Consider the following 17,697-nt stretch of genomic DNA (forward strand, 5'->3'; position numbering starts at 1 on the left):
CCTTTAGTAAGGAAAACCGAAGGCAGGCAGGGGGTCGTCGGGTGGGTGCGCGGACCCGGAATGCGGTATGAACAATTTTGAGAACGACATTACCCAAAACGCGCGCGAGCAGGGCGAATATCGCGGAAACGGCTACAGCCGGGTGCGCGACACCGACTGCATGGCGAGCCTCGCCCCCGCCGAGGAGGCGTTCACGACGCCGCCGTCGAACCGTTCGAGGACGACGGCCTGGCTGGCGGCGAGGTGGGTCCGGTAGAGCCGCTCCGCCTCGGCGGCGCGGCCCGCCTCGATCTCCTTCGCGATCCGGCGGTGCGTGCGCACCACCGCGTTCGCCTCGTCGCGGGAGGGGTACTCGCCCTGCCTGGTGATCACCTCGGCCCAGGCCTCCTCCTGCGCCGACCACAGCGTGACCAGCGTGCTCACCACGTAGCGGACGGTGAGATTCGGCGTGTGCGCGACGATCAGATCGTGGAACTCGCGCGCGACGTGCGTGAAGGCGACGCCGTCGTCCAGCAGCTCCGCGGATTTCTCGACGTTCTCGGTGAGCGCGGGGACGACGGTCTCGGCGCGATCCGGCCTGGTGGCGCACTCGGCGGCGCAGGTGGGCTCCAGCATGCGCAGCCCCGCGGCCAGGTCGCCGAGCGTGACGCGGGCGCCCTGCAGCGCGAGCCCGAGGTGGTAGGCGGCCGACGTCGCGTCCGGCCGGTGCACCTCGGCGCCGCCGACATTGCCGCGCCGGACGGTGACCAGCCCCTCGGTCTCCAGGATGCGCAGCGCCTCCCGGATCGAGGGGTAGCTGACCCCGAAGTCCTGGACCAGCTGGTCCTGGGTCGGGAGCCGGTAGGTGTCGTCCCCGGCCAGGATTCGGGTGCGCAGCTCGGCGGCGACGGTCTCCGCGATCCGGCGCTGCGGCACCCGGCCGCGGCGGGGGCTCGTCATCCGCGCCGCCCGGCGCCGGTCCGCCCGCGGGTCGCTCTCACCGTCATGGCGGCAGTGTAGTCAGCGGTGGATGACCATACAAATATTGCTATCCTTATGAGGATTGAAGTACCGTGCGACGCATGGACTTCACCATGGGCGAGGCCGCCGCGAGTCTGCGAGGCGAGCTCCGGCGGCTGATCGCCGCGGAGGTCCCGGACGACTTTCTCGGCGCCTTCACCGACGACCCGGCGGATCTCGCGGTCGCGCAGCGGTTCAGCGGGGTGCTCGCCGAGCGCGGGCTGCTCTGCGCCGCCTGGCCGGAGCGGTTCGGCGGCCGCGGCGCCTCGGTGTGGGAGCAGACCGTCGTCCGCGAGGAGATGTGGGCACAGCACGAACCGCGCGGCGCCCAGTACATGGGCGTCAACTGGGTCGGGCCGACCGTCATGCGGCACGGCACCGAGCAGCAGCAGCGCGTGCACCTGCCGCCGATCGCGCGCGGCGAGGTGATCTGGTGCCAGGGGTTCAGCGAGCCGGACGCCGGCTCCGACCTGGCCTCGCTGCGCACCGCGGCGCGGCCCGACGGCGACGGGTGGCTGATCTCCGGGCAGAAGATCTGGACCTCCTACGCGACGATGGCGCAGTGGTGCTTCCTGCTCGCCCGCACCGGGTCGGGGGAGCGGAAGCAGCAGGGGCTGACCGTGTTCCTGCTGCCGATGTCGGCGCCGGGCATCCTGGTGCGGCCGATCCGCTCCATGCTCGGGCCGCACCACCTGAACGAGGTGTTCTTCGACGGGGTGCGCGCCACCTCGGCCGACGTGCTCGGCCGGGTGGGCGAGGGCTGGTCGGTGGTGCGCGAGGTGCTCGCCTTCGAGCGGGTCGGGATCGCGCGCTACGCCCGCTGCGAGCGGTTGCTGCTGACCGCGCCCGAGGTGCTCGGCGAGCGCTGGGCCACGCTGCCCGCGGCGCTGCCCGGGCGCTGGGCGCGCCTGCTCACCAGGGCGCGGCGGGCGCGGTTGCTGGCCTATCAGGTGCTCGCCACGCAGAGCACCGGCACGGTGGACCCGGCCGACACCGCCGCCTACCGGATCGCGGTCACCCGGCTGGACCAGGAGAGTGCCGCACTGCTCGCCGAGCTGGCGGCGCACGTGCCGGACGAGGAGGGGCCGCGGCGGCGCTTCCGCCGCGCGGTCGACGATCACTGGCGGTACGCGAATGCCGCCACCGTAGCCTCGGGGAGTATCGAGATGCAGCAGATTCTGCTGGCGCGGGCATTGCTCGGCGGGGGTCGCCGGAACGGGGAGGCGGCGTGAGTGCCGCGGCCGTGCCGCCCGCGGAGCGCGCGGTCGACGCGGGTGCGATGCGGATCGAATTGTGCGATGAGGCACGGGAATTCGGGGCGCAGGCGCTGCGGGCCCTGAAGGCCGCCGGCGGGGACGAGCTGGTCCAGCGGGCGGAGGCGGAACCGGGGCTGCGGCACGGGCTGATCGCGCCGGTGCTGGAGCGGCTCGGTGCCTGGGAGCTGGCGCCGTATCGGGATCCGGTCGAGCTGGAGGCGGCGGCGGCGCTGTGCCGCAGCGCCGGGTACTGGGCGACGCCGTATCCGGTGGCCGAGCGGCTCGCCCGCCCGGACGATCTCGAGGTGGACGCACTGGTCGTCGTGGCGGGCCCGGAATCGGCCGCGCCGCTCGCCGGGCTCGAGCTGCGGGTGGCAGCGGCCGGGTTGACCGGTTCGCGCGGGCTGGTGCGGGCACTGCCAGGCACCGGGACCGCGCGGGAGACCGCGTTCGTCGTGCCGATCGAGGTCGTGCCGATCGATGCCGCCGGTGACCCGGCGCTCGCCCTGACCCTGCCCGGCTGGACGCTGCTCGGCATGCTCGACCGCGCCGTCGAACTCGCCCGCGAGCACGTGCTGCTCCGCCAGCAGTTCGGCAAGCCGCTGGCCGAGTTCCAGTCGGTGCAGTTCCAGCTCACCGACGCCGAGGTGGAGCGCAGGGGCGTCGAGATGCTGGCCCGCTACGCGCTCTGGAGCATCCAGGCGGGCCGCCCCGAGGCCGTCGCCGACGCGCTGGCGCTGCGGCTGGCCGCGCTCGAGGCCGCGGAGACCGTTTTCCGGGTGGCGCACCAGCTGCACGGCGCGCTCGGCTTCTGCGACGAGGCCACGCTCTCCTGGCTCTCCCGGCACAGCCTCCCGCTGCGCCGCCTTCCGCTCGGCATCGCCGGGACCGAGGAGGCGCTCGCCGCCCGCATCGGCACCGCCGGGCTGGCCGGGCTCTTCTCCGACCCGCGAGGGGTGTGAACGCCGTGCAGTTGCCCCCCGGGCTCACCATCACCGCCGACGGGCCGGTGCGCATCGTGCTCATCGACCGGCCGGGCGAACTCAACGCGGTGAACGCCGACCTGCACCGCGCGCTCGCCGAGGTCTGGCGCCATCTCGCCGCCGACACCGAGGCAAGGGCGGTTGTGCTGACCGGTGCCGGTCGCGCCTTCAGTGCCGGTGGCGACCTGAACTGGATCACCTCGTTCCTGGACGACCCGGTCGCGCGGGACGAGAGTATTCGCGAGGGCGCGCAGATCATCGAGGAGCTGCTGCGTTTTCCGCTGCCGGTGATCGCGGCGGTGAACGGCGGCGCGGTCGGGCTCGGCGCGAGCATCGCGGTGCTCTGCGACGTGGTGCTCATGTCGGAGAAGGCGTATCTCGCCGATCCGCACGTGGCGGTCGGGCTGGTCGCCGGGGACGGGGGCGCCGCGTTCTGGCCCCTGCTCACGCCGATTCTGCGGACCAGGGAGTTCCTGTACACGGGGGATCGGATCGATGCGGCCACCGCCGTGCAGGTGGGGCTGGCGAGCCGGGTGGTGGCGCCGGAGGCGCTGCTCGACGAGGCGCTGGCGCTGGCGCGGCGGTTGGCGGCGCAGCCGGTGGAGGCGTTGCGGGGGACCAAGCGGGTGGTGAACATGTACCTGTCGCAGGCGCTGGGCGGGCCGATGCAGGCGGGGTTCGCGGCGGAGGTCGTCTCCATGCAGAGCGCGGAGCACCGGGATCGGTTGCTGGCGTTGCGGGATCGCGCGCGGTGAGCGCGGAGGAGCTCGGGGCGTTCCGGGAGCGGGTCAGGCAGTGGTGTCTGCGCGAGATCCCGGCTGATTGGCGGCAGGCGCAGACCGGGGCCGGCGGGGCGGAATTCGTCGCTTTCCAGCAGGACTGGTTCCAGCGGCTGCGCCGGGCCGGGTTCGCGGTTCCGCACTGGCCCGCAGAGTACGGCGGCGGCATGCCGGTCGAGCAGCAGATCGTGCTCTACCAGGAGCTGGCCGCGCACGACGCGCCACGGCTCGTGCTCGCCTTCGTCTCGGTGCACCACGCCGCCGCTACCCTGCTCGGCGCGGGCACCCCGGAGCAGCGGCGGAAACACCTGCCCGCGATCCTGGACGGCGAGATCTGGGTGCAGGGCTTCTCCGAGCCCGGCGCGGGCTCGGACCTCGCGGCTCTGCGCACGGCCGCGCGCCGCGAGGGCGAGGAGTTCGTCGTCACCGGGCAGAAGGTGTGGGCCAGCGGCGCGCAGTACGCCGACTGGTGCCTGCTCCTTGCCCGCACCGACCCGGAAGCGCCCAAGCGGCGCGGCATCTCGTACTTCCTGCTCGACATGCGCAGCCGGGGAATCGAGGTGCGGCCCATCCGGCAGGCCACCGGCGACGCGCACTTCTGTGAGATCTTCCTGGACGAGGTGCGCATCCCGGCCGAGAACCTGATCGGCGCCGAGAACAAGGGCTGGCAGGTCGCGCAGCAGACGCTCGGCGCCGAGCGCGGGCTGACCATGCTCGAGCTCGCCGAGCGGCTCGGCCACGCCGGATTCCGCTGGCTGGTCGACCAGGCGCGGGCGCACGACGATCCGGTGGTCGACGATCGGCTCGCCGCGCTGGAGATCGAGCTCACCGGGTTGCGGGCGCTCTGCCGCGACCTGGTCGAGCGGCACGAAGCCGGGACGGCCGGCCCCGCCGACGCCTCCGTGGTGAAACTCTTCTACAGCGAACTGTTGCAGCGGATGACCGATTTCGGGGCCGAGCTCGGCGGGGTCGGCGCGCACACGGTGCTGCGCAAGCCGATGTCCGGCGGGTGGGAGTCCGGGGCGTGGGTGCTGGACTTCGTCGGGTCCTGGGAGTGGACCATTCCCGGCGGGACCAGCGAGATCCAGCGCACCATCATCGGGGAGCGCGGGCTCGGGTTGCCGCGGGAACCGGTGGTGCCGTGAGCGCGTTCGCGGAGTTCCACGACGAGTTGCGCTCCGTTGCCAGGGAGCTGCTCGGCAAGGTGGGGGACGGGCCGGTGCCCTGGGAGGTTGTTTCGCAGGCCGGATGGCCGGGGCTGGCGGTGCCGGAGGAGTTCGACGGGGCCGGGGCGGGGGTCGCCGAGGTGGCGGTGCTCCTGACCGAAGTCGGTCGGGCTGCCGCGCGGACCGCGCTGCCCTCGGTGCTCGCGCTGAGCGTGCCCGCGCTGCTCGCCGTCGGCGGTGACGCGCTGCGGGACGAGGTGTTGCGCGCGGTGGTGCAGGGGCGGCGGGTGCCGGTCGTTGTGCTCGGGAGCGATCCGCCGGCGCCGGGATCGGCGTCCGGCCGTCCGGAGTTTGCGGGGGTCCGGCTCGAGGACGCCGGGTCCGGTGGCGGAGGGGCAGCCCGGCGGCCGGAGGCTCCGCTGTCCGGCCCCGAGGCGGCGCTGTCCGGCCCCGAGGCGGCCTTCCGGCTGGAGGGCGGGCGCGTGACCGGTGCCGCGCACCTCGTGCTGGACGCGCCGACGGCGGAGCTGCTGCTGATCCCGGCTCGTGATGCCGATGGCGACATGGTTCTCGCCGCCGTCGATCCCGATGCCGTGACCTGCACTCCGGTACCACTGGTGGACGCTACCCGGACGGTCGGCTCCATCACCGCGGACGGCGCGGAACCCCGCGCCGTGTGGCGGTTCGAGACGCCGATCGCGCTGGGCGCGCGAGCCGCGCTGGCGACGGCGTGCGATGCGCTCGGCATCGCCCAGGCCATGTTGGACGCGACCGTCGCCTACGTGCGGGTGCGGGAGCAGTTCGGCCGCCCGGTCGGCTCGTTCCAGGCGGTCAAGCACGCCTGCGCCGACATGCTGGTCCGGGTGACCGTCGCCGGGCACCTCGTCGCCGAGGCGGTACGGGCGCTGGAGAGTTCCGCACCCGGTGCGGAGATCTCCGCCGGCATGGCCAAGTCCTACGCCACCGAGGCGGCGGTCGCGGTCGCGGGCAGCGCGATGCAGCTGCACGGCGGCTACGGCTACACGTGGGAGAGCGGCATCCACACCTACCTCAAGCGCGCCACCCTCGATCGCGCGCTCTACGGCACCCCCGCCGCCCACCGCCGCACCCTCGCCGCCCGCTACCGCGGCTGACGCGCGCTATCGGAGCCGAGGTGGTGGCGCGGCGAGCGCACCGGCGAAGGCGGGTGCGGCGCAGAGCGCGGCGTGACCCGGGCCCGCGTCGGGCACGACGACGCTGCCGCTGATGGTGACCGCGGGGGTCAGCGGGATGGCGGCGATCCGCCGGGAGCCGAGCTCGGCGACCTGGTCGGCGGGGAGCACCGTCCAGCTCTCCGGATCCGCCCCGATCTCGATGACCGCGTCCCGCGCGGCACCTGCGGGCCGCCCGAGCCGCGGCCGCACCCCGGATTCGCGCACCGCACTCGCCACCGCGTCGTGCAGCTGCCGATCGTGCTCCCTGGCGGGCATGCGCAGCACCCCGCCCGCCAGATCCTCGAACGAGACCGCGGCAAGCCCGGCCGCGGCATGCTCGCGGGAGACGACCGCGAGCAGCGGCTCGGTCCAGGTCGGCAGCACGGTGAAGCCGGGCGCCGAGACCTCGCCGCGGGCGAGCGCCAGATCCAGCTCACCGCGGCGCAGCGCCCGCAACCGCGCGGTGAGCGGCAGATCCACCAGCACCACGTCGAACGGCTCGCCCGCCGCGCGCAGCGCGTCGATCCCGCGCTCCAGCCTGGCCCCGAGCCCGGGCGCGATCCCGATCCGCAGCGTCACCGCGTGCGCACCCGCCGCCACCCTGACCTCCTCGGCAGCGGCCAGCGCGGTGCGCGCCGCCGCCAGCACCCGCTGCCCGGCACCGGTGAGCCGGACCCGGCGCGGCGAGCGGTCCAGCAGCCGCACCCCGAGTTCCCGCTCCAGCCGGGCGATCTGCTGGCTCACCGCGGGCTGCGCGATGTGCAGCCGCTCGGCGGCCCGGCCGAAGTGCAGCTCCTCGGCGACCGTCACGAAGTACCGGAGCGCCCGCAGTTCCATAAGCGGAGCTTATCGCCGCGCGTGCGGTTCCGGTCCGGCTCCCCTTCGCCGTGGCTGCTGAAGTCGTTGCACGGGTATCGAATCGGTGTTGTTCGGCGCGCATCCGCGGGCGCACGAGGTGGACGGTGCGGGGGCCGCGCGAACGCGCGCGAGGGGCTCCGGCACCGACTCCCTTGTCGGCCTCCGGAACCCCTCGCGCGCCCATCCGGCGCCACACCGTTGTGGCGCCGAAACTCAGCCCAACCGCTTCGCGGCCAGCTCCCGCAGCTCGGACGATTTGATCTTCGCGCTCCCGGTGAGCGTGAACTCCCCCTCCGCGAAGAGCAGCACGTGCCGCGGCACCTTGTAACTGGCCAGCCGCTCCCGCAGGAACCCGCGCAGCGCGTCCCCGTCGACGGCGGCTCCCTCCTGCGGCACCACGCACGCCACCACGACCTCGCCGAGCGTCTCGTGCGGCACCCCGACCGTGCGCCCCACCTTCACCCCGGGGAACCGCGCCAGCTCCTCGTCCACCTCGAGCGGCGAGACATTGGCCCCGCCGGTCTTGATGATGTCGGTCAGCCGCCCCTCCCAGTACAGCCGGTCGATGTCGTCCAGGTAGCCGCCGTCGCCGGTGTGGAAGTACCCGTCGGCGTCGAGCGTCTCGTCCAGCGGTGTGCCGACGTAGCCGAGCATGAGCGTCGGCCCCTTGACGCAGATCTCGCCGCTCTCGCCGCGCGCGAGCACCGCGCCGCTGAGCGGGTCGGTGATCTTCACCGTCACCCCCGGCAGCGGCACCCCGCTGCTGCCCGCGTGCACCTCGTCCGGCGTGCAGGCGGGGTAGCAGGTGGTGATGGTGAAGGTCTCGGTGTTGCCGTAGGCGTGGCCGCACTCGGTCCACTCGGTGGTCACCGTCGGGTGCGCCGCTGCGGGCGTGTGCTTGTCCACGAAGGTCAAGCTGCTCAGGTCGGTCTCCGCCCAGTTGGGCGCACCGGCGAGCTGGGCCCACTGGTGCGGCCAGGCCACCGGGAAGGTGACCCGCTCCGACTCGATCAGCGCCACCGCCTCGGCGGCGTCGAAGAGCCGCTGCAGCACCAGGGTGCCGCCGACGGCGAGCGTGGCGCCGAGCGCCTGGCCGAAGTTGCCCGACCAGAAGAAGCCGTTGGCGGTCCAGCAGCGCACGGTGTCGTCCGGGGTGAAGCCGAACATCTGCCCGAAGCGCCACATCTGCACCGCCACCCCGCGGTGCGCGCTGCGAATTCCCTTGGGCTTGCTCGTCGTCCCCGAGGAGAAGAAGAGCACGGCGGTGTCGCTCGGCCGGACCGAGTCCGCGGCGGCCTCGACCAGCTCGGCCGGTTCGCTCCCGCCGCGGGCCAGGAAAGTGTCCCAGCCCTCGATCGTGCCGCCGGTCGGCTCGCCGACCACGGCCAGGTGCCGCAGGAACGGGTACGCCGTCGAGCGCAGTTCACCGGGGGCCGTCCCGGTCAGCGCCGGTTCGAGCTCGGTGAGCACCGCGGTGAAATCGGCCCGCGCCACGTGCCGTTCGAACAGCAGCACCGAGACCCCGGAGACCCGGAGCAGGTGGTCCAGCTCGGCCGGGGTGGAGAAGGTGCTCAGCGCCACCGCGACCCCGCCTGCCAGCGAGGTGCCGAAGACGGCGGCCAGCCACTCCGGCCGATTGGTCATGAGCACGCCGACGCGGGAGTCCTTGCCGACGCCGGCGGCCCGGAGCGCACGGGCGACCTCGACCGCCCGGTCGTGCAGCTCGCGGTACGTCCAACTCACGCCGCCGGGGACGCGCAGCGCCTCCCGGTCGCCGTAGCGCGCGGTGACCTCGCGCAGGAAGCCGGGCAGGGTGAGCGGGCCGAGCCCGGGTTCGTCGGCAAGGGGTGGTCCCGCGGCGATGGCGGGGGAGCGGGTGGTCATGGTTTCCGTGCCCCTCAGTGCGGGAGTTCGATCTCGGCGAGGCAGCTGACCAGGGTGCCGAAGTTCTGGTCGGTGAGCTTCAGCTTCACCTGCACCAGTGGCACGCCCCACGCCGAATCCGTGATCTTGTCCACGATCTCGGCGTCGAAGTAGGTGACGTCGCCCTCGAAGGCGGGCAGCCGGAAATCGGCCTTGGTGTGCCGGACCAGGCCGTCGTTGCCCGCCCAGTAGGCGAGGTAGTCGGTGCACCAGGCGCCCATGGTGGCGCCGTAGCCGTAGGCCCGCGCCATGCCGACCTCGCCCGCCTTGTCGCCGTCGATGTGCCCGCGCGACGGGCCGACGTAGAGGCCGTCGCGCTTGCGCGGGTCGATCTTGGCGCCCTCCTCGTCGAACTCGAACCCCTCGGTCCAGCCCGGGTCCTGGTTGATCCACGGATCCTTGATCCCGGGCGGCGCGACCCAGCCGAAGGTGCCCCAGATATTGAAGAGGAAGGCGCGGTACTCGGTGGTGAAGGTGGCGATGCTGTGCGGGCCGATCACCCGGCGCGGCAGCTTGTCGCCGACCTTCACCTCGTCGAAGTGCGGCGAGACGCCGAGCCGGTTGGAGAGGATCCACTCGTGCCGCAGCTGCTCCACCTCGGTGAGCTCGGCGGCGGTCCAGCGCTTCACCTCGCCGAGCTGGTTCTCGTACATGCCGCGCTTGTTCGCCTCCTCGGCGAGGTAGCGGATGGCGGTGGAGCGTTCGCGGGCGACCAGCACGCCGTGCTGGTTGCGGTGCGTGGTGTCGCCGCGGGAGAACATCGTCGGCCCGGCGAACTTGGTCTCGGCCACCTTGTAGTCGTGGAAGCGGCGGTCCTGGAACAGGGTGTCGCCCGGGCGCACCGGGGCGCCGTAAAACCACCACTCCTCGCCGCCGAAGATCAGGTGCGAGCCGGGGATGTGGCCGACGCAGGCGGGCTGCGCGCCGTGGCCGTAATCCAGCCCGACCGCGATGGATTGCGGGGCGATCAGCCCGCCGTAGCGGGATTCGCGGGCGAACTCGTGATCCCAGTGCAGCGGGTTCGGGTAGTCCATCGCCATCACCCAGCGGCGGATGTCCGAGGTGCTGCACGGGTCCCACAGCTGGCCGCCGCCGACGGGTTTGCCCACCCGGTGGTCGACATCGGAGAGGTCGAGCTCGACGCCGCCCGGCGAGGTGCCCGCGCCCTTACCCGGCGCCGAGTTCCCGCGCGCGGCGGCGGCTTTGCGCGCGGGCGCGGCCTTGCTCGCGGGTGCGGCCTTGCTCGCGGCGGCGGTCGCGGCCTTGCGCGCGCCGGTCCCCGCCGTCTTCCGCGGCGTTGCGGAATTACCTGTACTCACGGCTGCTCCTCAGCGATTCACGTCGACGACGATGCGACCGCGCACGGTGCCGTCGATGAAGCGGCCCGCGGCGGCGATCGCCTCGCCCAGCGGGATCTCGGTGGCGATCGAATCCAGTACGCCCGGGTCCAGATCGCGGGCCAGCCGCGCCCACGCCTCCAGCCTGCGCTCCTTCGGCGCCTGCACGCTGTCGATGCCGAGCAGCGTCACCCCGCGCAGGATGAACGGCGCGACGGTGCCGGGCAGGTCCATCCCCTGCGCCAGACCGCAGGCCGCGACCGCGCCGCCGTATTTGGTCTGCGCGGCGGCGTTCACCAGCGTGTAGCTCCCCGCGGTGTCGACCACCCCCGCCCAGCGCTCCTTCTGCAGCGGCTTCCCGCGCTCGGCGAACTCCGCCCGGTCGAGCACGGTGCTCGCGCCGAGCCCCTTCAGGTACCCGGCCTCGGCCGCCTTCCCGGTCGCCGCCGCCACGGTGAACCCGGCCGCGCCGAGCAGCGCGATGGCGACGCTGCCGACCCCGCCGGTCGCCCCGGTGACCAGGATCTCGCCGTCCCCGGGACGAATCCCGAAGCGCTCCAGCGCCTCGACGCACAGGCTGGCGGTGTACCCGGCGGTGCCGATCGCCATCGCCTGCCGCGCGTCGAAGGCGGACGGCAGCGGAATCAGCCAGTCGCCGTTCACCCGCGCCCGCTGCGCGAGCCCGCCCCAGTGCGATTCGCCGACGCCCCAGCCGTTCAGGATCACGGCGTCGCCCGCCGACCAGTCCGGGTGGTCGCTCTGCGCGACCACACCGGCGAAGTCGATGCCGGGGACCATGGGGAACTTGCGCACCACCGGCGACGAGCCGGTGAGCGCGAGCGCGTCCTTGTAGTTGAGGGTGGAGTAGGCGACGTCGACCGTCACGTTCCCCTCCGGCAGCGCGGTATCGTCCACGCTGGTCAGCGTCGCCGTCGTGCCCGCGTCGCCCTTCTCGATGAGTAGTGCAGAAGACATCGCCGAGAGTGTCCTTCCTCCGGTCGGAGCTGATCCTCATCACAGATGAGAATGCAATTCTCCTATGGGTAAAATTATGCTTTCATCCAGGTGTTCGGGTGTCAACCGGCTCGCGCCGGAAATCTGCAGTTCAGCGGGCTGTCCAGCCGCCGTCCACGACGACGGTCTGCCCGGTGACGTAGCGCGCGGCGTCGCCCGCGAGCCAGGTGATGGCGCCGACCAGGTCCTCGGCGGTGCCCTCGGTGGGCAGCGGGGTGTTGCGGCGCAGGTAGGCGGCGCCGCGCTCGTCGTCGTAGAGGCTGTCGGTGATCTCGGAGCGGAAGAAGCCGGGCGCCACCGTGTTCACCCGGATCGAGTGTCGCGCCCACTGCACCGCCAGCTCCGCGGTGAGCCCGGAGAGCCCCGCCTTGCTTGCCGCGTAGGAGGCCTGCGGGATGCCGGGCACCCCGACCCGCCCGCTGATCGAGGAGACGTTGACGATCGCGCCGCCGCCCGCGTCCCGCATGTGCGGGAAAACGGCCTGGGCCAGGAGGAACGGCGCCACCAGGTTCAGCCCGATGGTGTCGTGCACGGCGTCGAGCGGCTCGTCCTCGGCGCGCGCGGTGGTGAACCGGTTGCCCGCGGCGTTCACCAGGATCACCGGCGGGCCGAGCCGCTCCACGACCGCGGGCACGATCTCGGCCACCTGGGTGGGATCGCCGAGGTCGCGCGCGAGCGGAAGGCCGCCGGTCCGCGCGGCGAGCTCGTCGAGCCGATCCGCGCGCCGCGCGACCACCGCGACCCGGGCGCCCAGCTCGGCCAGGGTCTCCGCCACCGCCGCGCCGAGCCCCGAGGAGGCGCCGGTCACGATCGCCACCCGCCCCCGCAATCCGAACAGCCGCAACACCGGCCCCTGGTCCGCGCTCATCGGGCCGGCTCCGCGTCCGCCGCGGTGACCAGGGCGGTGAGCCCGGTCCGCTCCACCTTGCCCATGGCGTTCACCGGCAGCGCCGTCACCCGCGTCCAGACCTCGGGCACCTTGTACCCGGCCAGTTCGCGGCGACAGTGCGCCGCCAGCTCCGCGACGTCGAGCTCGCGCGCGCTCTCGACCACGGCGGCGACCTTCTGCCCGAGCCGCTCGTCCGGCACCGGGCAGACCGCCACCTTGGCGACGTCGGGATGGGTGGCGAGCACCCGCTCCACCTCCAGCGGGTAGACGTTGGCGCCGCCGCGAATGATCACCATCTTCTTGCGGTCCAGCACCGCGAGGTTGCCCGCGGCGTCGACGGTGCCGATGTCGCCGGTGGCGAAGGGCCCCGGCTCGGCCGGCCGGACCGCGCCGTCCGCCCAGTACCCCAGCGTCGGCCGCCAGAGCCCGGCCCACGGGCCGTCGCTCGCGGCGGCGAGCCGGAGTTCGCCGAGCGCGCCGGGCGGGAGCCGGGTGCCCGCGTCGTCGTAGGCGGCGACATCGAACTGCGGAGTCACCACGCCGCTGGTGCCCGGGGTCCAGGCGGCACCGGGCGGGTCGATGGCGACCACGGTCGGCGCCTCGCTGAGCCCGTAGGTGGCGCGCGGGACGATCCCGTGCGCGGCGGCGAACGCCGCGCGCAGGGTGTCGGGGGTGTCACTGCCGCCGCTCCAGACCTCGCGCAGCGAACCGAGCGCCGCCTCCGGGCGCCGCGCCAGGTCGTGCAGCTGGGCCGGGGCGCCGTTCCACACCGTCACCGCGTGCCGCTCGATCCACTCGGCGACCCCGGCGGCGTCGCGGCGGTCCATGATCACCGCGCAGCCCTGCGCCTGCGCCGTGGTCAGGGTGGAGAGCACCAGCATGTTCAGGATGGTGAGCGGGAAGCTGTCGCCGCGGCGCAGCTCCGGCCCCCAGCCCCTGGTGGCGACGGTGACCGCGCCCGGAAGCAGCAGGTTGCGCTGGCTGTGCACCACCGCCTTGGGGCGGCCGGAGGTACCGCTCGTGAAGCCGATTCCAGCCGGGGCGTCGATGTCGTGCGCCACGTCCGGAGCCGGTCCGGCGCTCGCGACGAGCTCCGCCCACCGCTCCGGATCGACGGCGGAACGGGATTCTCCGGACCAGCGCGGCCCGGCCAGCACCGCGCGCGGCTCGAGCAGATCGTGCAGGTACTGCTGCTCGGCGGGGGCCAGCGCCTCGCCGATTCCGGCCCAGATCGCACCGATCCGCTGCGCGCCGTGGAAGGCGGCGACGATCTCGAGATCGTTGGGCAGGCAGGCGGCTACCCGGTCGCCGGGCCGGACGCCGAGCGCCCGGAGCGCCCCCGCGGCCCGTGCCGCGCGCTCGTCGAGCTCGCGATAACTCCAGGTCCCGGCGGCGCCGATGACGGCGGGGGCCTCCGGGCGTGCGGCGAGCGCGGCATCGAGCACGGCCGCGATAGGGCGCGGGGCGCGGAGTTCGCCGGAGAAACTGTCCACCGCTCTTTGATACCACTATCCTTGCAAGGATTCATCAGATAGCGGCGGAAGAGGACGCGATGGAGCACACAGGTCCGCTCTCCGGGGTGCGGGTCATCGATCTCACGGCGATGGTGATGGGCCCCTACTGCACCCAGATCATGGCCGACATGGGCGCCGACGTGATCAAGGTCGAGCCGCCGCGCGGCGACGACACGCGGTACATCTCGGTCGGGCCGGAGCCGGGGATGGGCGGGGTCTTCGTCAACGTCAACCGGGGTAAACGCAGCATGGTGCTCGACCTGTGCACCGAGGCGGACGCCGCCGCGCTGCGCGAGCTGGTCGCCGGGGCCGATGTCTTCGTGCACTCCATGCGGGCCGCCGCCATCGAGCGGCTCGGCTTCGGCTACGCCGAGGTCGCCGCGCTGAACCCGGGCATCGTCTACACCAACTGCTACGGCTACGGCCGCGGCGGCCCGGACGCCGACCGCCCCGCCTACGACGACACCGTGCAGGCCGAGTGCGGGATCCCCGCGGCGCAGGAGATGCTCACCGGCACACCGGGGTACATGGGCAGCATCGTCGCGGACAAGGTGGCCGGGCTGACCGCGGTGTACGCCACCACGATGGCGCTGTTCCACCGCGAGCGCACCGGCGAGGGGCAGGAGGTGGAGATCGCCATGTTCGAGACCATGGCGGCGTTCATGCTGGTCGAGCATGCGAACGGGCGGCTCTTCGACCCGCCGCTCGGTCCGGCGGGGTATCCGCGGGCGGTGACGCCGAATCGGCGGCCGTACAAGACGGCCGACGGGTACCTGGCGGCGCTGGTCTACAACGACAAGCACTGGGCCGCGTTCGTCGGCGCGGTACAGCCGGCCTGGGCCGGGCCGGAGTTCGCGACGCTGACCCAGCGGGCGGCGCGCATCGACGAGGTGTACGGGCTGCTCAGCGCGACCTTCGCCGAGCGAACCACCGCGGCGTGGCTCGCGCTGCTGCGCGACCTGCAGATCCCCGCGGCGGCGGTGAACTCGCTGGACGACCTCTTCGACAACGAGCACCTGAACGCGGCCGGCTTCTTCCAGACGGTGGATTCACCGAACGGGCCCCTGCGCTTCCCCGGCCCGCCCGCCTGGTTCTCCCGCACCCCCGGCCGCATCGCGGGCCCCGCCCCCCGGCTCGGCGCCGACACCGAGGCGATCCTGGCCGACCTCGGCCACGCGGAGCCCGATCCCGGCGGCGCGGCAACGGCTCCGCCGGGCAGCGCGGCGCGCTCCGCCCAGGCCGTGCCCGAGCGGACGGCGCGGACCGGCTCGGCGCCCGGATCAGGCTCCGCGGCAACGGGAGCCGCGCGACATCCCGAGGCGAACGGCGCCTGGGCGAACGGGTCCGCGCGGTGACCGCGATCCCGCTCGCCGACCTCGACCTCCGGACCATCCTCCGCCCCGGCGACCACATCGTCGCCGGCCAGGCCTGCGGCGAGCCCACCTCGCTGATCGAGGCCCTGATCGAGCAGGGCCCGGAGATCCCCGAGCTCTCGCTCTTCATCGCGACCAGCTTCTCCGGCCTCCTCACCCCGGCCGCCGCCAAGGCGTTCCGCCCGGTGAGCATGGGCGCCATCGGCGCGCTCCGCGCCCTCGCCAAGGCGCACCTGCTGGAGGTGATCCCGTGCCACGTGAGCCGGGTCGGCCCGATGCTGGAGACCGGAGCCATCCCCTGCGACGTCGCCTTCGTCCAGGTGCCACCCGCCGACCCCGACGGCACGCACAGCCTCGGCCTGATCAGCGACCACGTCCTTGCCGCCGTCCGCGCGGCGCGAACCGTGGTGGCCGAGGTCAACGACCGGGTCCCGCGCACCGCGGGCGAGCGCATCGCCGCGGCCGAGATCGACTACGCCGTCGAGGTCTCCCGGGACCCGGTGCGGGTGCCGCCCGCACCGATCACCGAGCTCGACCAGGCCATCGCGGCCCACGTCGCCGAGTTCATCGGCGACGGCTCGGTGCTGCAGGTCGGCGTCGGCGCGGTCCCGGACGCCGTGCTCCGCCTGCTCGGCGACCGCCGCGACCTCGGCGTGCACTCCGGCATGCTCGGCGACGGCCTGGTCGACCTGGTCGAGGCGGGGGTGATCACCAACGCGCGCAAGGCGATCGACACCGGCGTCTCGATCACCGGCGCCCTGATCGGCACCGACCGCCTCTACCGCTTCGCCGACGGTGACGACCGCATCCGCATGTGCACCACCGCCTACACCCACGACCCCGCGGTGCTGGCCCGGCTCGACCGGCTGGTCACCATCAACTCCGCGGTCGAGGTCGAGCTGACCGGCCAGGTCAATGCCGAGCAGAGCGGCTCGGCCTACCTGGGCGGCACCGGCGGCCAGGTCGACTTCGTGCGCGCGGGCGCCCGCTCGCCGGGGGGGCACGCGGTGATCGCGCTGCCCGCCACCGCCAAGGGCGGCACCGTCAGCCGGATCACCGCCGCGCTCTCCGGCCCGGTCACCACCGCGCGCAGCGACGTGGACGTGATCGTCACCGAGTTCGGCGCCGCCGAGCTGGCCGGCCGCACCCTGGCCGAGCGCGCGCGACGGCTCGTCGCCATCGCGCACCCCGATTTTCGCGACGACCTGGAGCGCGCGGCCCGCGAGATCCAGCGGAGAGGATTCTGATGAGCGACGACGCCGTCCTGTTCGACGCCCGCCCGGACGGCATCGCCGTCCTCACCCTGAACCGCCCCGACACCCGCAACTGCCTGGCGAAGGATGTCCGCGACGGCCTCTTCGCCGCCTGGGAGCGCTTCGAGCGCGACCCCGCGCTGCGGGTGGCGATCCTCACCGGCGCCGGCCGCACCTTCTGCGCGGGCGGCGACCTCCAGGAGATGGTCGCGACCGGCATGGGCGTCCCGCCGCGGGACATGTTCCCGCTGCCCTACGACACCATCGAGCTGAGCAAGCCGACCATCGCCGCGGTCAACGGCCACGCCTTCGCCGGTGGCTGGATGATCGCCCAGGCGTGTGACCTCTGCGTGGCCAGCACCGCCGCGACCTTCGCCGTCACCGAGGTCAAGGTGGGGCGCAGCTCGCCGTGGGCGTCGCCGCTCATCCACATGATCCCGCAGCGGATCATGATGGAGATCCTGCTGACCGGGAAGCCGATCGACGCCCGCCGCGCCTACGAGATCGGGCTGGTCAACCGGCTCGCCGAGCCCGAGAAGCTGCTGGAGACCGCGCTGGAGCTGGCCCGCGACATCCTGGCGGGCGCGCCGCTCTCGGTGCGCGCCGCCAGGGAGACGGTCATGCTCGCCACCGAGATGGGGCGCTCCGCGGCGCTGCGGGCGGCGCGGCACGCCTCGACCCAGTGCTACGAGAGCGCCGACGCGCAGGAGGGGCCGCGCGCCTTCGCCGAGAAGCGCCGGCCGGAGTGGAGCGGACGTTGACCGGGTCCGCGAGCACATGCTAAGCATGTGCTCAGCCTTTACGCCGAGCGTTCGCTCGAGCTCGACCAGGGGAGTACCGCCATGGCCGGAAACGTCAACGAGCCCGCTACCGCGACCGCCGTGGAGGCGACGATCCTGCTCGACGGCCGCACCGAGACGGTGCGGCTCGCCTCCGACGACACGGTGCTGGAGGCCGCCCGCAGGGCCGGGCTGAACCCGCCCTTCGCCTGCGAGGCGGGGAACTGCGGCACCTGCATGGCCGTGCTGCGGGAGGGCCGGGTGGAGATGCGGATCAACGACGCGCTGACCGATGAGGACCTCGCCGAGGGGTACGTCCTCACCTGCCAGTCCGAACCGCGCACCCCCGCCATCACGATCGAGTACGAGTAGGGCACGGCC

Annotated in this window: 16 protein-coding genes; 9 read left to right on the forward strand and 7 right to left on the reverse strand. The window is 73.4% G+C overall.

Annotated features, from left to right (window positions below):
• Window positions 1-132: 132 nt before the first annotated feature.
• Window positions 133-939: a FadR/GntR family transcriptional regulator gene (locus tag LTT61_RS29565; protein ID WP_233017287.1), complete on the reverse strand. Its 807-nt coding sequence runs from the start codon at window positions 937-939 to the stop codon at window positions 133-135.
• A gap of 122 nt (window positions 940-1,061) precedes the next feature.
• On the opposite strand from LTT61_RS29565, the gene LTT61_RS29570 reads away from it, so the two are divergent.
• From LTT61_RS29570 to LTT61_RS29590, 5 genes are read left to right on the forward strand one after another with little or no spacing between them, the layout of a single operon-like run.
• Window positions 1,062-2,231, forward strand: a complete 1,170-nt coding sequence (locus LTT61_RS29570) for an acyl-CoA dehydrogenase family protein (RefSeq protein ID WP_233017288.1) — start codon at window positions 1,062-1,064, stop codon at window positions 2,229-2,231.
• A gap of 47 nt (window positions 2,232-2,278) precedes the next feature.
• Window positions 2,279-3,217 (forward strand): acyl-CoA dehydrogenase family protein, encoded by a 939-nt coding sequence (locus LTT61_RS29575; protein WP_233021251.1) that lies wholly within the window; start codon window positions 2,279-2,281, stop codon window positions 3,215-3,217.
• Between the two features lie 5 nt (window positions 3,218-3,222).
• Window positions 3,223-3,993, forward strand: coding sequence for an enoyl-CoA hydratase/isomerase family protein (locus LTT61_RS29580; RefSeq protein ID WP_233017289.1), 771 nt, complete (start codon window positions 3,223-3,225; stop codon window positions 3,991-3,993).
• Window positions 3,990-5,162: an acyl-CoA dehydrogenase family protein gene (locus LTT61_RS29585; protein WP_233017290.1), complete on the forward strand. Its 1,173-nt coding sequence runs from the start codon at window positions 3,990-3,992 to the stop codon at window positions 5,160-5,162. The genes LTT61_RS29580 and LTT61_RS29585 overlap by 4 nt, the downstream gene beginning before the upstream one ends.
• On the forward strand, window positions 5,159-6,316 hold the full coding sequence (locus LTT61_RS29590; protein WP_233017291.1) for an acyl-CoA dehydrogenase family protein: 1,158 nt from the start codon (window positions 5,159-5,161) through the stop codon (window positions 6,314-6,316). The genes LTT61_RS29585 and LTT61_RS29590 overlap by 4 nt, the downstream gene beginning before the upstream one ends.
• 6 nt (window positions 6,317-6,322) lie before the next feature.
• On the opposite strand, the gene LTT61_RS29595 is transcribed toward LTT61_RS29590, so the two are convergent.
• The 6 genes from LTT61_RS29595 to LTT61_RS29620 form a co-directional block, all read right to left on the reverse strand.
• Window positions 6,323-7,213 carry a LysR family transcriptional regulator gene (locus tag LTT61_RS29595; RefSeq protein WP_269821817.1) on the reverse strand — a complete coding sequence of 297 codons (891 nt, stop codon included), beginning with the start codon at window positions 7,211-7,213 and terminating at the stop codon, window positions 6,323-6,325.
• A 234-nt stretch (window positions 7,214-7,447) separates the two neighbouring features.
• Window positions 7,448-9,118 (reverse strand): class I adenylate-forming enzyme family protein, encoded by a 1,671-nt coding sequence (locus LTT61_RS29600; protein WP_233017292.1) that lies wholly within the window; start codon window positions 9,116-9,118, stop codon window positions 7,448-7,450.
• A gap of 14 nt (window positions 9,119-9,132) precedes the next feature.
• Window positions 9,133-10,476 carry an FAS1-like dehydratase domain-containing protein gene (locus LTT61_RS29605; protein ID WP_233017293.1) on the reverse strand — a complete coding sequence of 448 codons (1,344 nt, stop codon included), beginning with the start codon at window positions 10,474-10,476 and terminating at the stop codon, window positions 9,133-9,135.
• 9 nt (window positions 10,477-10,485) lie between these two features.
• A complete protein-coding gene (locus LTT61_RS29610; protein WP_233017294.1) occupies window positions 10,486-11,469 on the reverse strand; it encodes an MDR family oxidoreductase in 984 nt (327 codons plus the stop codon).
• 130 nt (window positions 11,470-11,599) lie between these two features.
• Complete coding sequence (locus LTT61_RS29615) at window positions 11,600-12,376, reverse strand: SDR family NAD(P)-dependent oxidoreductase (RefSeq protein WP_233017295.1); 777 nt, start codon at window positions 12,374-12,376, stop codon at window positions 11,600-11,602.
• The gene (locus LTT61_RS29620; RefSeq protein WP_233017296.1) at window positions 12,373-13,890 is read right to left on the reverse strand and encodes a class I adenylate-forming enzyme family protein; all 1,518 of its coding nucleotides are present in this window, start codon (window positions 13,888-13,890) and stop codon (window positions 12,373-12,375) included. Before LTT61_RS29620 ends, LTT61_RS29615 begins: the two co-directional genes overlap by 4 nt.
• A gap of 59 nt (window positions 13,891-13,949) precedes the next feature.
• Between LTT61_RS29620 and LTT61_RS29625 the strand changes: the two genes are divergently transcribed.
• The 4 genes from LTT61_RS29625 (at window position 13,950) to LTT61_RS29640 (ending at window position 17,688) form a co-directional block, all read left to right on the forward strand.
• Entirely contained in the window at window positions 13,950-15,266 is a 1,317-nt protein-coding gene (locus tag LTT61_RS29625; protein ID WP_233017297.1) for a CaiB/BaiF CoA transferase family protein, read from the forward strand.
• Window positions 15,263-16,531, forward strand: coding sequence for an acetyl-CoA hydrolase/transferase family protein (locus LTT61_RS29630; RefSeq protein WP_233017298.1), 1,269 nt, complete (start codon window positions 15,263-15,265; stop codon window positions 16,529-16,531). Before LTT61_RS29625 ends, LTT61_RS29630 begins: the two co-directional genes overlap by 4 nt.
• The gene (locus tag LTT61_RS29635) at window positions 16,531-17,298 is read left to right on the forward strand and encodes an enoyl-CoA hydratase/isomerase family protein (RefSeq protein ID WP_233017299.1); all 768 of its coding nucleotides are present in this window, start codon (window positions 16,531-16,533) and stop codon (window positions 17,296-17,298) included. The genes LTT61_RS29630 and LTT61_RS29635 overlap by 1 nt, the downstream gene beginning before the upstream one ends.
• A gap of 81 nt (window positions 17,299-17,379) precedes the next feature.
• Window positions 17,380-17,688, forward strand: a complete 309-nt coding sequence (locus LTT61_RS29640; protein WP_233021252.1) for a 2Fe-2S iron-sulfur cluster-binding protein — start codon at window positions 17,380-17,382, stop codon at window positions 17,686-17,688.
• Window positions 17,689-17,697: the final 9 nt, after the last annotated feature.

It is taken from the genome of Nocardia asteroides, from assembly GCF_021183625.1.
In the GTDB taxonomy this organism is placed as follows: domain Bacteria; phylum Actinomycetota; class Actinomycetes; order Mycobacteriales; family Mycobacteriaceae; genus Nocardia; species Nocardia asteroides_A.

Coding starts and splice junctions, on each gene's coding strand:
- LTT61_RS29565 (WP_233017287.1), bottom strand. CDS start 939: ATGACGAGCCCCCGCCGCGGCCGGGTGCCGCAGCGCCGGATCGCGGAG.
- LTT61_RS29570 (WP_233017288.1), top strand. CDS start 1,062: ATGGACTTCACCATGGGCGAGGCCGCCGCGAGTCTGCGAGGCGAGCTC.
- LTT61_RS29575 (WP_233021251.1), top strand. CDS start 2,279: ATGCGGATCGAATTGTGCGATGAGGCACGGGAATTCGGGGCGCAGGCG.
- LTT61_RS29595 (WP_269821817.1), bottom strand. CDS start 7,213: ATGGAACTGCGGGCGCTCCGGTACTTCGTGACGGTCGCCGAGGAGCTG.
- LTT61_RS29600 (WP_233017292.1), bottom strand. CDS start 9,118: ATGACCACCCGCTCCCCCGCCATCGCCGCGGGACCACCCCTTGCCGAC.
- LTT61_RS29610 (WP_233017294.1), bottom strand. CDS start 11,469: ATGTCTTCTGCACTACTCATCGAGAAGGGCGACGCGGGCACGACGGCG.
- LTT61_RS29615 (WP_233017295.1), bottom strand. CDS start 12,376: ATGAGCGCGGACCAGGGGCCGGTGTTGCGGCTGTTCGGATTGCGGGGG.
- LTT61_RS29625 (WP_233017297.1), top strand. CDS start 13,950: ATGGAGCACACAGGTCCGCTCTCCGGGGTGCGGGTCATCGATCTCACG.
- LTT61_RS29635 (WP_233017299.1), top strand. CDS start 16,531: ATGAGCGACGACGCCGTCCTGTTCGACGCCCGCCCGGACGGCATCGCC.
- LTT61_RS29640 (WP_233021252.1), top strand. CDS start 17,380: ATGGCCGGAAACGTCAACGAGCCCGCTACCGCGACCGCCGTGGAGGCG.